This window comes from Wocania ichthyoenteri Th78, from assembly GCF_000789235.1.
Taxonomy (GTDB): domain Bacteria; phylum Bacteroidota; class Bacteroidia; order Flavobacteriales; family Flavobacteriaceae; genus Wocania_A; species Wocania_A ichthyoenteri.
Genome location: NZ_KN525716.1, coordinates 204,221 through 219,009 on the forward strand (window position 1 = coordinate 204,221; position 14,789 = coordinate 219,009).

A 14,789-nucleotide genomic window follows, 5' to 3' on the forward strand; every position below is an offset into this window, starting at 1 on the left:
AAAGTTGAGCAAAAATAACAAATAGATTATTCAAATACATCAAAAAACATATATTTACTATTAAGTTTTAAACCGTTTTATTAACGATTAAAATAAACCTATTTTTTAATCATTTATTTCTAATTAAATAAAAAAAATGTGTAGGTTTGATACGAATTTAATAACAAATAAAAAATATAGTTATGCCATTATCAGCTAACAATCCAGATAGAAAGTCGTGGTTACACGTCGATAAAAACTCAGATTTTCCAATTCAAAATATTCCCTTTGGCGTGTTTCTTACTCGCGATGACATCATTACCATTGGTACAAGAATTGGTGATACAGCTATAGACCTTGGTGCTTTACATCAGTTAGGATATTTTGATGGCATTGCATTAACTGATGATATTTTCCTTCAAGATACTTTAAACGATTTTATTGCAGATGGCAGAAAAACTTGGCGTGCAGTTAGAAACAGAATTGCTGAAATTTTTGATGCAGAAAACACCTCTTTAAAGAATAATGTAAAGCATAAAGAAATTGTATTATTTCGTTTAGATGAAATTGAAATGCAATTACCTGTACAGATTGGTGATTATACCGATTTTTATTCAAGTATCGAGCATGCTACAAATGTAGGCACCATGTTTAGAGATCCAGATAATGCGTTATTACCAAATTGGTTACACATTCCTGTTGGTTACCATGGTAGAAGTTCGTCCATAATCCCTTCTGGAATTCCAGTACATAGACCACAAGGACAAACCTTACCAAGCGGAGCTACCGAACCTGTTTTTGGCCCAAGTAAATTAGTAGATTTTGAGCTAGAAATGGCTTTTATAACAACCGATGCTAACGATTTAGGCGAACCTATTCCAATAAACGAAGCCGAAGAATACATATTTGGTTTAGTACTTTTTAACGATTGGAGCGCACGAGATATTCAAAAATGGGAATATGTGCCTTTAGGGCCATTTTTAGCGAAAAATTTTGCGTCTTCAATTTCTCCATGGATAGTAACCTTAGATGCTTTAGAGCCTTTTAGAGTTAATGGGCCAAAACCCTTAAAGCCTCAATTAGAATACTTACAATACAAAGGAAAAAAGAGTTACGATATTAATTTAGAAGTTTCCATTCAACCAAATGGAGCAAAAGAAACGGTTATAAGTAAATCGAATTTTAAGTATATGTATTGGAACATGTCTCAACAATTGGCGCATCATACAGTAAATGGTTGCCCTATAAATTCTGGCGATATGATGGGTAGCGGTACTATTTCTGGACCAACACCAGACTCTTATGGATCTATGCTAGAATTGACATGGCGTGGTGAAAAACCTATTAAAATGAAGGACGGTACAGAGCGTAAGTTTATTAATGATAACGATACCGTTATTATGAGAGGTCATTGCGAAAAAGATGGCACACGAATTGGTTTTGGCGAAGTATCAACCAAATTACTTCCTGTTTATAAGAAAAAATAAAGTTCTGTTTTTCAGCTAGTTAACATTTAATTAATAGTTTTTCCTATTTTTGGCATTACTATTGAATTAATACCCCAATAAACCAAACTTTTAACCTATGAAAAAATTTCTACTCCTAATTCTCATACTTTCACTATGTATTGCCTGTAGCGCAAAAAAAGAAGTTGAAAAAGCTGTAAACTCTGGCAATTACGATCAAGCCATAAATACAGCGCTTAAAACCCTGAGAACAAACAAAGATTCAAAGCGAAAGCGCGATGTCGTTATAATGCTGCAAGATGCCTATTACAAAGCTGAAGATAGAGATTTAAACACCATCGAACATCTTAAAAAAGATAAAAATCCAGAGTTGTATCGTGAGATTTACGAGCGTTATTTAAATTTGAATGCACGACAAGAAGCCATTAAACCTATATTACCATTATCTGTAAATGGAAAAAATATTCCGTTTAGCTTTAATAATTATAGCAATGCCATTATTGAATCTCGCAAAAATCTTTCTGATTACTTATACGAAAAAGGCATTGAGTTATTAGAATCTGAAGACAAATCCATAATAAGGCAAGCTTATAATACGCTTGATTACTTAGATCGTATTAGTCCAAACTACGAAAATACGCGTGGTTTATTAGATGAAGCACATCAACGAGGGACTAATTATATTTTGGTTTCTATTAATAACGAAACACAACAAATAATTCCAACACGTTTAGAAGATGATTTATTAAACTTTGACACCTACGGGTTAAATAAATTCTGGAGTGTTTATCATGCAAACAAAAGTAACAACGTTAAATACGATTATGCCATGCATCTTAATTTAAAACGTATTAACATTTCTCCAGAGCGTATTAAAGAACGAGAGGTTCTAAGAGAAAAAGAAATTATTGATGGTTGGAAATACAAGTTAGATACTGCTGGTAATGTTGTAAAAGACAGCTTAGGAAACGATGTGAAAGTTGATAAAGTTATTACTGTAAAATGTCGATTATTAGAAACGATTCAAACTAAATCATCTCAAGTTATAGCAGATGTAGTGTATTTAGATTTAGCATCAAATCAACCTTTAGATACCTTTACTATTGATAGTGAATTTGTTTTCGAACATTTTTTTGCAAGATCAAGAGGCGATAAGCGTGCGCTTACTAAAGATGACAGAATTTTATTAGATAACAGACGTGTGCCGTTTCCTAGTAACGAACAAATGGTTTATGATACTGGTGAAGATTTAAAGTTACAACTAAAAGATATCATTAATTCTTATACAATTAGACGATGAATAAAAACCTCTCAAACTTATGGGAGGTTTTTATTTAAACAAATCGGCTCAAATCCAAATCATTAATTGCTCCATGTGAAGCATGCGTCAGCACTACCCCATTCTTAATTACAATAAGTTGCGGAGATTCATGCATAATCTGAAATTTGTACCCAACCTCGTTTGATACATCACGGTAATTTAATAAATCCAAATAATATAAATCCAAACCTTTTTCGGTGAAACTGTAAGAATCTACAAATTGCTTCATAACCATTCTACTAATACCACAGCGCGTTGAATGTTTAAAAATAACTTGCGTTTTTGTATTCGATTTATTTTCAATAAAATCCAATTGAGCCAATTCATTTAAAGGAATCCAAGGTAATAGCTTTTCTTCTTTATTGTTGGCTGAACTTGTTGAAGTCCCAAATAATTTATTTATTAATCCCATAATTAAAAATATTTCTCCTCAAAACATGTTTTGAGGTAACATTAATTTGTCATTCCTGTAAAAACAGGAATCCACTTTTTACTATTAATATAATACTAAGTCGCTCACAACTTCAAAACTTACAAACTGACTAAAAGTCATTAAAACAAGGGCGTATCAAGACATTTTGTCGTTGAAATAGCATTGGTAAGATTATTGACTTAATACTTGTAAAGAAAATAAAAATACAGTTATGAATTTAAATAATTATACAATAAAATCTCAAGAAGCTATTCAGCAAGCTCAACAAATTGCTCAAAGTTTCGGTCATCAACAAATAGAAAATGAGCATATTTTTAAAGGCATTTTTGAAGTTGATGAAAACGTATTACCGTTCATTCTAAAAAAATTAAATGTCAATATTAATATCCTTCAACAAGCCTTAGATAAGCAACTAGAAAGTTTTCCAAAAGTTTCTGGAAGTGAATTAATGCTATCTCGCGAAGCTGGAAAAAGCCTAAACGAGGCATCGATTATTGCTAAGAAAATGAAAGATGATTTTGTATCTATTGAACATTTAATTTTAGCCGTTTTTGAATCGAATAGCAAAATAGCACAAATGCTAAAAGATCAAGGCGTTACAGAAAAAGGTTTAAAGGCTGCAATTGATGAATTGCGAAAAGGCGAAAATGTAACCTCACAAAGTCAAGAGGAAACTTATAATTCGCTCAATAAATATGCGAAAAACTTAAATCAATTAGCAAAAGACGGAAAATTAGATCCTGTAATTGGTCGTGATGAAGAAATACGTAGGATTCTTCAAATATTATCGCGACGAACCAAAAACAACCCTATTCTAGTTGGTGAACCAGGTACTGGTAAAACAGCTATTGCAGAAGGTTTAGCTCACAGAATTATAGATGGAGATATTCCTGAAAATCTAAAAGACAAACAAATTTTTGCTCTAGATATGGGTGCATTAATTGCTGGTGCAAAATTTAAAGGTGAGTTTGAAGAACGCTTAAAAGCCGTTATAAAAGAAGTAACAACCAGTGATGGCGATATTGTTTTATTTATTGATGAAATTCACACGCTTGTTGGCGCTGGTGGCGGACAAGGTGCTATGGATGCTGCTAATATTTTAAAACCGGCCTTAGCTCGAGGAGAACTGCGTGCTATTGGTGCAACAACGCTTGACGAGTATCAAAAATATTTTGAGAAAGACAAAGCTTTAGAACGTCGTTTTCAAAAGGTTATGGTTGATGAGCCTGATACCGAAAGTGCCATTTCAATCTTAAGAGGTATTAAAGAAAAATACGAAACACATCATAAAGTTCGTATTAAAGATGAGGCTATTATTGGCGCGGTAGAATTATCGCAACGCTATATTACCAATCGTTTTTTGCCAGATAAAGCCATCGACTTAATGGATGAAGCGGCATCAAAACTACGTATGGAAATCAACTCTAAACCTGAAGAATTAGATGTTTTAGATAGAAAAATCATGCAATTAGAGATTGAAATTGAGGCTATTAAACGCGAAAAAGATGAAAGTAAATTAAAATCTCTACGTTCAGATTTGGCAAATTTAAAAGAGCAGCGCAATGAAATAAATGCCAAATGGAAAAGTGAAAAGGAAGTAGTCGATAATATCCAAAACACAAAACAAGACATTGAAAACTTCAAATTAGAAGCTGAAAAAGCAGAACGCGATGGCGATTATGGTAAAGTTGCCGAATTACGCTACGGAAAAATAAAAGAAGCTCAAGAGCAGCTTGAAAGTTTTCAAAAACAATTACAAGAGCGATCCGAAAATTCATTAATTAAAGAAGAAGTAACTTATGATGATATTGCAGAAGTAGTCGCCAAATGGACAGGTATTCCAGTTACAAAAATGCTACAAAGCGAACGTGAAAAACTTTTAAAATTAGAAGATGAATTGCACAAACGTGTTGTAGGTCAAGAAGAGGCTATAGTTGCGGTAAGTGATGCCGTTAGAAGAAGTCGCGCTGGTTTACAAAATCCACAAAAACCGATTGGAACGTTCTTATTTTTAGGAACCACTGGAGTTGGTAAAACAGAACTTGCAAAAGCATTAGCCGAATATTTGTTTGATGATGAAAATGCAATGACTAGAATTGACATGAGCGAATACCAAGAACGACATGCGGTTAGCAGATTAGTTGGTGCACCTCCAGGATATGTTGGGTATGACGAAGGCGGACAATTAACGGAAGCTGTTCGTAGAAAACCATATTCTGTAGTACTGCTAGATGAAATTGAAAAAGCACATCCAGATACCTTTAATATTCTTTTACAAGTGCTTGATGAAGGACATTTAACAGACAATAAAGGACGTGTAGCTGACTTTAAAAACACGATTATTATTATGACTTCAAATATTGGCAGTCATCTAATTCAAGAGCGTTTTGAAGCTACAAAGGACTTAAATTCGGCTATTGAAGCTGCAAAAATCGACGTTTTGGGATTATTAAAACAAAGTGTTCGTCCTGAGTTTTTAAATAGAATTGATGATACCATTATGTTTACACCATTAAGTAAAGAAAATATTGTAGATATTGTTGGATTGCAATTAAAATCAGTTACGAAAATGATAGCAAAACAAGGTATTACATTTGATGCAACCTCGGAAGCTATAACATATTTAGCAAATAAAGGTTATAATCCAGAATACGGAGCTAGACCAGTAAAGCGTGTTATTCAAAAAGAAGTTTTAAATGCATTAAGCAAAGAAATATTATCAGGAAAAGTAACTACAGATAGTATTATTTTATTAGATGCCTTTGATGATGAATTAGTATTTAGAAACCAAAATAGCCTAGTTACTGAAGAATTTTAGACTAAAATGAAATTTGTTTGTAACAAAATGATTTTCTAACAGTCTATTAGTTGGTTGGTTAGTTGAAAAGCAACATGAATCTTTAACAAGATGATTGTTGCTTTTCCTTTTTATTAAACTTAGAACACTAATTTAAAATATACCGTTTGGTATTTTTTATTATATTTGCTTCAACAATGAAAACAAAAGCAGAACTTACATCGGAATACATTCTAGAAATTGCAGCTCCAATATTCAATAAAAATGGGTATGCAGCAACTAGTATGCGAGATATTACCGAAGCGACATCGTTAACAAAAGGAGCCATCTACGGCAATTTTAAAAATAAAGAAGAATTAGCTATTGCAGCTTTTAAGTTTACAGTTAAAAGCCTAATGAAAGATATTTCTAAACACCTTGAATTAAGCAATTCTCCAATCCAAAAATTATTTCTGATTTCAGATTTCTACAGAAACTACTATCCATACAGTAAAAAAAATGGTGGTTGCCCAGTTTTAAATATTGGTGTTGATGCTAATAATCAAAACTCATTATTACTTAAAAAAGTAAAAGAAGTGATTGAAAAAATTCAAGACCAAGTAGCTACTATTATTGAAAACGGAATTGAAGCTGGAGAAATATCTACTAAGGTTAATGCAATGCAATACGCCAAAAGATTAGACACCATGATTCAAGGTGCTATATTTATGACTTACACCATGGATGATGAGCATTACATGAAAGACACCATGAATCAAATTGATCAAATGATCCATAACGAACTTAAAATATAATATTTTTTAATCAAAAATATACTAATTAGTATATTTAAAATAAATCAAAAAATGACATACTTACTAAACGTATTAGAAAGCAAAACAAAAATTAGATTTCAAGATTGCGACCCATTTAATCATTTAAACAATGGTAGTTATATAAATTATTTTATGAATCATCGTGAAGATGCTTTAATAGAACATTATAATATTGATATTTATAAAATGGCTAAAACATTAGGAAAAAGTTGGGTATCTAGTAGTAATCAAATTGCTTATTTAAAACCAGCATTTTTAATGGAAACAGTAGTTATTGAATCTCAATTAATTAAATATACTGATAGCGAGTTATACGTAGAAATGCGTATGTACAACGAAAGTAAGAGTCATTTAAAAGCTGTAATTTGGTGCGGTTTTGTTCACTATAATTTATTAAAACAGCAACGAGAAACACATTCAAAAGAATTAATGCAATTATTTGATAATGTAAACAATCCTGTGCTTTTAGATTCATTTGAAGCGCGTATTAATCAACTTAAAAAATATAAAACAAGAATTACCGTTTAACTTACTAACAATACATTGTTAATTAAAACCTTGTTAAAATTCAAAAATGAACGTTTTAATTTCCTACTTTTACATCGATTTGAGCCCCGAATTATAAATTAAGCAAATACATAATACTATTTGTTCATTTTTTAAAAACAATAAAAAATCTACTTAATCAATGCATATTACTAATTATATAGAGTACACATTATTGCATCCGTCAGCTACAGAGAGGGACATTATAGAATTATGTTTAGCAGCACAAAAAAACAATTATTATGCTGTTAATATAAATAATTATTATGTGCCTTTAGCAAAACAATTATTAAGTAAAACTGGTGTTAAAGTTTGTACTCCAATTGGTTTTCCATTAGGAGCTATGTCAACAGCATCTAAAGTTTACGAGGCGAAACAAGCCTTAAAGGATGGTGTAGATGAAATTGAAATGGTAATAAACCAAGGCTTACTTAAAAGTAAAAATTATGTTTCTGTTTTAAAAGATATTACTGATGTAAAGCTAGCCATTGGAGAGACTCCGTTAAAAGTGATTATAGAGATTTCTGAATTAAACAAAAATGAGATTATTAGAATTTGTGAAATTTGTTTAGACGCCAAAGTAGATTACATAAAAACTTCAAGTGGTTTTTCTAAAAATGGATCCACTTTAACTACCGTAAAAATTATTAAAAAAACAGTAAGAGATCATATTAAAATAGCTGCTTTCGATGGCATCGAAGATTACGAAACTGCAATAAAATATTTAGAAGCTGGTGCCGACAGAGTTGGTATAAACTATGGTGTAGAGCTTATTAATAAAACACGGTCAAAAAGAAATTCTAAAATATTTAAACAGTATATAAAAACTTTTAAAGAAGAAGATACTTTAAAAGCAGAGAATGTTGCTGAAAAAATTTAAGACTAATTCAAAAGGAAAAAAAGCTAAACAAAATATATAAATTTCTGTTTAGCTTTTTTTATGGTATCTATCTAGGTTACTATTTAACAATAAACTGACTAAAATCATAGTTTTGAAGTCATTTTTATATGCATCTTAGTGTTTTAAAATTACTAGTTGTAATCTGCTTTATTAAAAAAATAAACTTAATTTTAGCATTCCTATGAGACTTTTAAATACCTATATAGACCATACACTTTTAAAACCAACAGCTACAAAGAGTGATATTATAAAGCTTTGTAAAGAGGCCATACAATATCAATTTTTCTCTGTCTGTGTTAATAGTTCCTACGTGTCTTTGGCTAAAGCACAATTAAAGAATAGCAATGTAAAAGTATGCAGTGTTATTGGGTTTCCATTAGGAAGTATGTCTACACAAGCCAAAGTTGCAGAAACCAAATCTGCTTTACATGATGGAGCCGACGAAATTGACATGGTTATTAACTTAGGCCTCCTCAAGAGTAAAGATTTTGATGCCGTTTGGAAAGATATTGAATCGGTTAAAAAAAATATGCCTTATCAGGTATTAAAAGTTATTTTAGAAACTTGTTATTTAGAAGAATTAGAAATTATAAAAGCTAGTGAACTTGCAATACAAAGTGGAGCAGATTTTATTAAAACATCAACTGGATTTGGAACCGGCGGTGCTACAATTCATGATATAAAACTCATGAAAAGTGTAGCAAACAATACGGTAAAAATTAAAGCCTCTGGCGGAATAAAAGATAAAAAAAAGGCATTGGAATACATAAACCTAGGTGTAGATCGCTTAGGAACATCATCTGGAATCGCAATAGTTACTGGCAAATCTCAAATAGAAAGCAATTATTAAATCACGTAAGAGTGAGAATTTCATCTTATAACTAAAATAAATGAGTGTACATATTGAAGCCGAAAAAGGCGACATTGCTGAAACGATTTTACTTCCTGGAGATCCTCTTCGTGCAAAATGGATTGCAGAAACTTTTTTTGAAAATCCTGTCTGCTTTAATAAAATAAGAGGTATGCTAGGTTACACAGGGACTTATAACGGAAATCACATTTCGGTTATGGGCACTGGTATGGGTGTACCTTCTATTTCTATTTACGCACACGAACTCATTACAGAATATGGCGTTAAAAACCTTATTAGAGTTGGAAGTGCAGGCTCATATCAAAAGCATATTAAAATAAGAGACATCATTTTTGCTATGGCAGCATCTTCAAATTCTGGTGTTAACGAATTGCGTTTTGGTGGTGCAGACTATGCGCCTACTGCGAATTTTGAGTTATTTCAAAAAGCTGTTGATATAGCCAAAGAAAAAAATATTACTGTAAAAGCTGGTAATGTTTTTACTTCTGATGAATTTTATGCTGACGATTTTGAATCGTATAAAAAGTGGTCAAAATTTGGAGTGCTTTGTGTAGAAATGGAAAGTGCTGGTTTGTATACCGTAGCTGCAAAACACAATGTAAATGCGCTTTCTATTTTAACTATATCTGATTCATTAGTCACAGGAGAACGAACCACAAGTAAAGAACGTGAAACTACATTTTCTGAAATGGTTGAAATAGCAATGAAACTTGCTTAAAGCAACTTTAACAATTAATTAAAAGTTAGTCATTCAAAACGCTTTATATTTGATGATAATCAAGTTTTTAACGATGAAATATTTATTCCTTTTTGCATTTGCAATACTATCATCAACCACTTTTTCACAAGAAAAAATCGCTTCCGAAGCTTCTACCTATTATTTTATTCGTCATGCAGAAAAAGATAGAACCGACAAAACAAATAAAAATCCACATTTAACCGAAATTGGCAAAAAACGAGCAACAAGTTGGAGTAAAATATTTTCAAATATAAAATTTGATGCCATTTATTCCACCGATTATAATAGAACCAAAGAAACAGCGCAACCAACAGCCACAAAAAACGGATTAGAATTAACAATTTATCACCCTTATAAGCTTGACACAAAAACGCTTTTAAACGATACTGAAAACAAAACTGTTCTTATTGTCGGGCATAGCAATACAACACCAATGTTCGTAAATTCTATTCTAGGCTATAAAAAGCATGAAGATATTGATGATAGCAACAATGGCAACTTATATATAATTACAGTAATTGACGGTAAAACTTCAGATCAGGTATTAACTATCAATTAACTACAATGTTCGTTAAGTCTATTTTAGACACGATTTGTAACTGATTTTTTTCAAATAAATCATCTAAACCAAATACTGAAACAGATAAGTCTTTAGGTTTATAATTAGTATAATCTACAAACCTAATGTCGTTAACATAACGTTCGTTATAGGCTTCTCTAAATCGTAAACCAATGCCATGATTTTCGTGATACGAATAGGCAATGTAATCAGTTTTATAAGTTGTAGTGTTTATCCAATACACAAATACATCTTCAAAATCTTCACCTCCTCCATCTTGATTAAAAGTGATTTTAATCTTATGATATGGCTTTCCTTTCAAAGTAACCTTTTCAACATATTGCTTGTTTACAGCGGCATCGTTCAACCCGTAAGGTAAAACCGAAAAATAGTGAACTGAATTTACCGAAGCTGAATATTTAGGAACCATACTATCAGGAACTTTTACTATTTCATTATTAATATAACGCTCAAATCCGTCATTAGATAAAACATCTCTAACGATACCTGTTGAATCTTTAAATCTTCTTTCTAGTTGAAAACTTCCATTATTACGAGTTGCTTTGTAGTTTTTATCTCTAAAATCAAATGCAATAGTTGAGTTTTTAATTTTATCACCACCTGAAATTTCTATCGATTTGTCAACGATATCTTGCACGTTAACTTCTTTTTGTTTTTCACAACTTAAAAAGAGCATCGTAGCTGTAAAAAGTAGAAAATATTTTTTCATTTTTTGTTTTTATTGTAAGTCGCAAAATTAAACACAACTTACCTAATAGAACCATAAAATTTTCTTAATATTCCACTAATTTAAAAGTAATATTTTGCCCTGTAAACTTTTGTGCTAAAACATTTATTGAAGTTTCTTTTAGCTGTAAAATCCTAGGGTAACCACCAGTAGTTTGACAATCTCGCATTAAAATAATAAGCTTGCCAGAAGGTGTTAATTGCACCGTTCCGGGAAGCACTAACGATGTAATTATAGGTTCTAATTTATTTTTTAAAGTGTCTTCCAATTGATAAGCCATTCTATTATTCTCTTTTGAAATTTTAAATATTTTTGAAAACAGTTTTTCTTGTTGCTCTTTGGAAAGATATTCGAATTCTGGACCTTTAAAAACTTCCATTTTTTTTGAAATAAAATGATTTCTATTTACTTTAATACTTGCATGTTTTCTATTATTAATAGTAGAATATGATATGGGCAACTCATCATTTTTATTAAGCAAAAACGGATTAGTAATGCCTTTATACATGCTTTTGCTTCCCATAACAGCTTCAGTTTTAAAACCTCCAGAAATCGCTAAATAGCTTCTAAATCCGTAATTAAGCTTTTCAAACGATAAAATATCTCCAGATTTTACAGCAATATTTTTATAAAGTTTTATAGGATTAAAATTGATTTTTGGTGACATATCTGCACCCGAAATACAAATATTGGTATCACCATTAAATTGAAGTGTGGCACCGGTCATTGTCATTTCAATAACCGCTGCATTTTTATCGTTGCATAAAACAGCATTGGCAATGGATGCCGAATTACGATCCATAACTCCAGAATATGGTACACCGTATTGCTGGAAACCCATACGACCAAAATCTTGAATGGTTGAAAAGAAGCCTGTTTTTATTACTTTAACCATTTATAACCTCGCTTTCCATTTGATAAACTCCAGCATCATTAAGCGTTTTTATTTCGTGATGTTTTTCTAAAGAAATCGGATAAAACTTTATGCTATCCCCAGATTTTGCAAAACACGGTTTATCTTTTTTTACATCAAAAAAAGAAATGGGCGTGTTCCCAATAATGTTCCAACCTCCAGGACTTTCATTTGGATAAACACCAGTTTGATTGCCTCCGATAGCCACTGCACCTTTTTCAATTTTTAATCTTGGAGTTTCTTTCCGAGGAAAATGAAGCGTTTCATGTAAACCGCCCAAATATAAAAACCCGGGTAAAAACCCGATGAAATAAACGGTATAAATAGCTTGCGAATGACGCTTAATAATGTCTTCTTTTAAACTATTTTTAGCCAATGCCATCGTTTCTAAATCAATACCAAAAACAGCATCGTAACACACAGGGATATTCCACTGTTTAAATTTGGGTTGCGTATAAGTTATTTTCTGATTATATATTTTTTTTAATGCAGAAAATTGATTTTTAAAATAAATTATTAATTTACTGTAAGTTATTAATAATGAATTATATGCATGATTTATATTAACAATAAATTCAATGTTACTATTTAGAATTTTATCTTTAAAAACCAACGCATCAAACAGTATTTTTTTATCGATTACAGATGGCCATTCAATTAAAATTGAACGCTCTCCATATCGTTTATATACAAGATTAAATGCCATAAAAACTACACAATACTGATTCCTTTTGCTTCTAAATTTGTTCTTAAAGTTTTTACCAAATTTACAGCTTCAGCATTATCGCCATGAATGCAAAATGTATCGGCTTTAATTGCTATTTCTGCGCCATTAATGGGTTTAACTTTTTTAGTAGAAATCATTCGATAGACATGACTAAACAGGGCAACATCGTCACTAATTAATGCATTGCTTTTATCTCTTGAAACTAAGGTTAAATCATCGTTGTAATTTCTATCTGCAAACGCTTCATACATAATCGATATGTTATTCTGAATTGCCACATCGGCAATAACCGATTTATAAGGCACATATAATTTAACTGGTATGGCGATACTTTTTATCGCTTCAATAATAATTTTTGCGGTCTTTTCGTCAACCATTGCTAAATTATAAAGTGCACCATGTGGTTTAATATGATGGAGTCTCGCGTGTTCTTCTTTTAAAACATTCAACAAATCTCTTATTTGCTTTTTAATTGATTTGTACAATACTACCGAAGGTAATTTCATAGCGATTCTACCAAAATTTTCTTTATCAGGAAGCGACGGATGCGCTCCTATTTTTACACCGTATCTTTTTGCTAACCGTACAACGCTTCGCATAGTTTCAACATTACCAGCATGACCTCCACAAGCGATATTACAGCTTGAAATATAAGGCATCAATTGCGATTCGTTACCAATGCCTTCACCTAAATCTACATTGATATCAATCTTATAATTTTGCACTAAAAGAGGTTTAAATGAAATATTTTGTTGAGTGTGGCTATCGATAGTAAGATACTAATTCCTAGTATAACAACCCCGAAAATATTTTGTTTTGTATTATTTATATGCATTCCTAAAATAGATTTTTTATTCATAATCCAAATTAAAAAACTAACAATAATGGGTAATAAAATTCCATTTGTAACTTGGGCAAATTTTATAATTTCTATCGATTTTATTCCAGAGGAAGCTGAAATTACACCAACAGCCAAAACAATCATCCAAACCGCTCGAAACTTTTTAGATTGCATATTGGTACTCCAACCTAAACAACCCGTTGCAACAAATGCTGCAGCTAATGGTGCTGTTATCGCACTAGTAATACCAGCTGCAAATAAACCCATTGCTAAAAAATATTTTGCATAACTACCGAATAACGGCTCCAATCCTTTGGCCAAATCTGCAGCGTTATTTATGTCTTGTGTTTGAATGGATGCTGCCGAAATAATAATACACATAGACACTAATCCGCCTAAAACAACTGCAACTAAAGTATCTTTTCTAGCAAATTTCAAATCTGATTCATTATGCCATTTTTGCTTAACTAAAGATGCATGTAAAAACAAATTATAAGGCACAACCGTTGTTCCAATTAAAGCTATAATGGTTAACATACTATCTTTTGGGAACTGGGGAATAAATGCTCCGCTTAAAATTTCGAAAAGATTTGGTTTGGTTATTATAGCTGTAATCAGAAAGGCTAAACTCATTAAAATAACAAGTGAAACCAAAGTGTTTTGGAGGATTTTGTAATTCCCTAAATAAAGCAAAACAAACGCTATAATACCTATTGTAATACTTAAAAAGTTAATTGAAAGTCCAGCAATGCTAATATTTGAGTTTCCTACGATAGTTTCTAAACCTAAAACACCACCACTTATGTTTCCGGCTTCATAAGCTGCATTACCAATAACAATTGCTGAGAGAATTAATATGATGGCAAGCGTTTTAAATATGGGGTTTTTAATTTTGCTTCTTATAGCTTCAGCTAAGCCGTTTTGAGAAATAACACCCAATCTTGCAGCCATTTCTTGTAAAACAACGGTGGCAATTATAGAAAGTAACATCGCCCAAAGCAACGCATACCCAAAAGCAACGCCAGCAAGGGTACAAACGGTTACCGTACCTGGACCGATAAAAGCGGCAGCTACTAGTGGCCCAGGACCAATATTTCTAAACCAGTTTTTTATTTGTATTGGTTATTAATTAT

At 31.6% G+C, this 14,789-nt stretch carries 15 protein-coding genes; 9 read left to right on the forward strand and 6 right to left on the reverse strand.

Features of this window, described 5'->3' with window-relative positions; genetic code table 11:
* The first annotated feature begins 182 nt into the window (after positions 1-182).
* The gene (gene fahA, locus RG22_RS00980) at positions 183-1,466 is read left to right on the forward strand and encodes a fumarylacetoacetase (RefSeq protein ID WP_034040040.1); all 1,284 of its coding nucleotides are present in this window, start codon (positions 183-185) and stop codon (positions 1,464-1,466) included.
* Between the two features lie 97 nt (positions 1,467-1,563).
* Positions 1,564-2,745: a hypothetical protein gene (locus tag RG22_RS00985; RefSeq protein WP_034040042.1), complete on the forward strand. Its 1,182-nt coding sequence runs from the start codon at positions 1,564-1,566 to the stop codon at positions 2,743-2,745.
* A 34-nt stretch (positions 2,746-2,779) separates the two neighbouring features.
* Here RG22_RS00985 and ytxJ read toward each other — a convergent pair whose 3' ends face one another.
* A complete protein-coding gene (ytxJ, locus tag RG22_RS00990) occupies positions 2,780-3,178 on the reverse strand; it encodes a bacillithiol system redox-active protein YtxJ (RefSeq protein ID WP_034040043.1) in 399 nt (132 codons plus the stop codon).
* A 232-nt stretch (positions 3,179-3,410) separates the two neighbouring features.
* On the opposite strand from ytxJ, the gene clpB reads away from it, so the two are divergent.
* The 7 genes from clpB to RG22_RS01025 all read left to right on the forward strand — a co-directional run bounded on the left by clpB (position 3,411) and on the right by RG22_RS01025 (position 10,427).
* Positions 3,411-6,017, forward strand: coding sequence for an ATP-dependent chaperone ClpB (gene clpB / locus RG22_RS00995; RefSeq protein ID WP_034040045.1), 2,607 nt, complete (start codon positions 3,411-3,413; stop codon positions 6,015-6,017).
* A 176-nt stretch (positions 6,018-6,193) separates the two neighbouring features.
* A complete protein-coding gene (locus RG22_RS01000; RefSeq protein ID WP_034040047.1) occupies positions 6,194-6,790 on the forward strand; it encodes a TetR/AcrR family transcriptional regulator in 597 nt (198 codons plus the stop codon).
* A 51-nt stretch (positions 6,791-6,841) separates the two neighbouring features.
* Positions 6,842-7,339 carry an acyl-CoA thioesterase gene (locus RG22_RS01005; RefSeq protein ID WP_034040049.1) on the forward strand — a complete coding sequence of 166 codons (498 nt, stop codon included), beginning with the start codon at positions 6,842-6,844 and terminating at the stop codon, positions 7,337-7,339.
* 160 nt (positions 7,340-7,499) lie between these two features.
* Entirely contained in the window at positions 7,500-8,237 is a 738-nt protein-coding gene (deoC, locus tag RG22_RS01010; protein WP_034040051.1) for a deoxyribose-phosphate aldolase, read from the forward strand.
* Between the two features lie 202 nt (positions 8,238-8,439).
* Positions 8,440-9,108, forward strand: coding sequence for a deoxyribose-phosphate aldolase (gene deoC, locus RG22_RS01015; protein WP_034040053.1), 669 nt, complete (start codon positions 8,440-8,442; stop codon positions 9,106-9,108).
* Positions 9,109-9,148: 40 nt separating this feature from the next.
* A complete protein-coding gene (gene deoD / locus RG22_RS01020) occupies positions 9,149-9,847 on the forward strand; it encodes a purine-nucleoside phosphorylase (protein WP_034040056.1) in 699 nt (232 codons plus the stop codon).
* 73 nt (positions 9,848-9,920) lie between these two features.
* Positions 9,921-10,427: a SixA phosphatase family protein gene (locus RG22_RS01025; protein ID WP_034040060.1), complete on the forward strand. Its 507-nt coding sequence runs from the start codon at positions 9,921-9,923 to the stop codon at positions 10,425-10,427.
* Here the strand turns inward: RG22_RS01025 and RG22_RS01030 are convergent.
* From RG22_RS01030 to RG22_RS01050, 5 genes are all read right to left on the reverse strand, one after another.
* Positions 10,420-11,157 carry a DUF6503 family protein gene (locus RG22_RS01030; protein WP_034040062.1) on the reverse strand — a complete coding sequence of 246 codons (738 nt, stop codon included), beginning with the start codon at positions 11,155-11,157 and terminating at the stop codon, positions 10,420-10,422. The genes RG22_RS01025 and RG22_RS01030 overlap by 8 nt on opposite strands.
* Before the next feature lie 64 nt (positions 11,158-11,221).
* Positions 11,222-12,070, reverse strand: a complete 849-nt coding sequence (locus tag RG22_RS01035) for a 5-oxoprolinase subunit C family protein (RefSeq protein WP_034040064.1) — start codon at positions 12,068-12,070, stop codon at positions 11,222-11,224.
* The gene (gene pxpB, locus RG22_RS01040; protein WP_034040066.1) at positions 12,063-12,794 is read right to left on the reverse strand and encodes a 5-oxoprolinase subunit PxpB; all 732 of its coding nucleotides are present in this window, start codon (positions 12,792-12,794) and stop codon (positions 12,063-12,065) included. The genes RG22_RS01035 and pxpB overlap by 8 nt, the downstream gene beginning before the upstream one ends.
* Before the next feature lie 5 nt (positions 12,795-12,799).
* On the reverse strand, positions 12,800-13,540 hold the full coding sequence (gene pxpA, locus RG22_RS01045) for a 5-oxoprolinase subunit PxpA (RefSeq protein ID WP_034040069.1): 741 nt from the start codon (positions 13,538-13,540) through the stop codon (positions 12,800-12,802).
* The gene (locus tag RG22_RS01050; RefSeq protein WP_034040071.1) at positions 13,540-14,769 is read right to left on the reverse strand and encodes an Nramp family divalent metal transporter; all 1,230 of its coding nucleotides are present in this window, start codon (positions 14,767-14,769) and stop codon (positions 13,540-13,542) included. The genes pxpA and RG22_RS01050 overlap by 1 nt, the downstream gene beginning before the upstream one ends.
* Between the last annotated feature and the right edge of the window lie 20 nt (positions 14,770-14,789).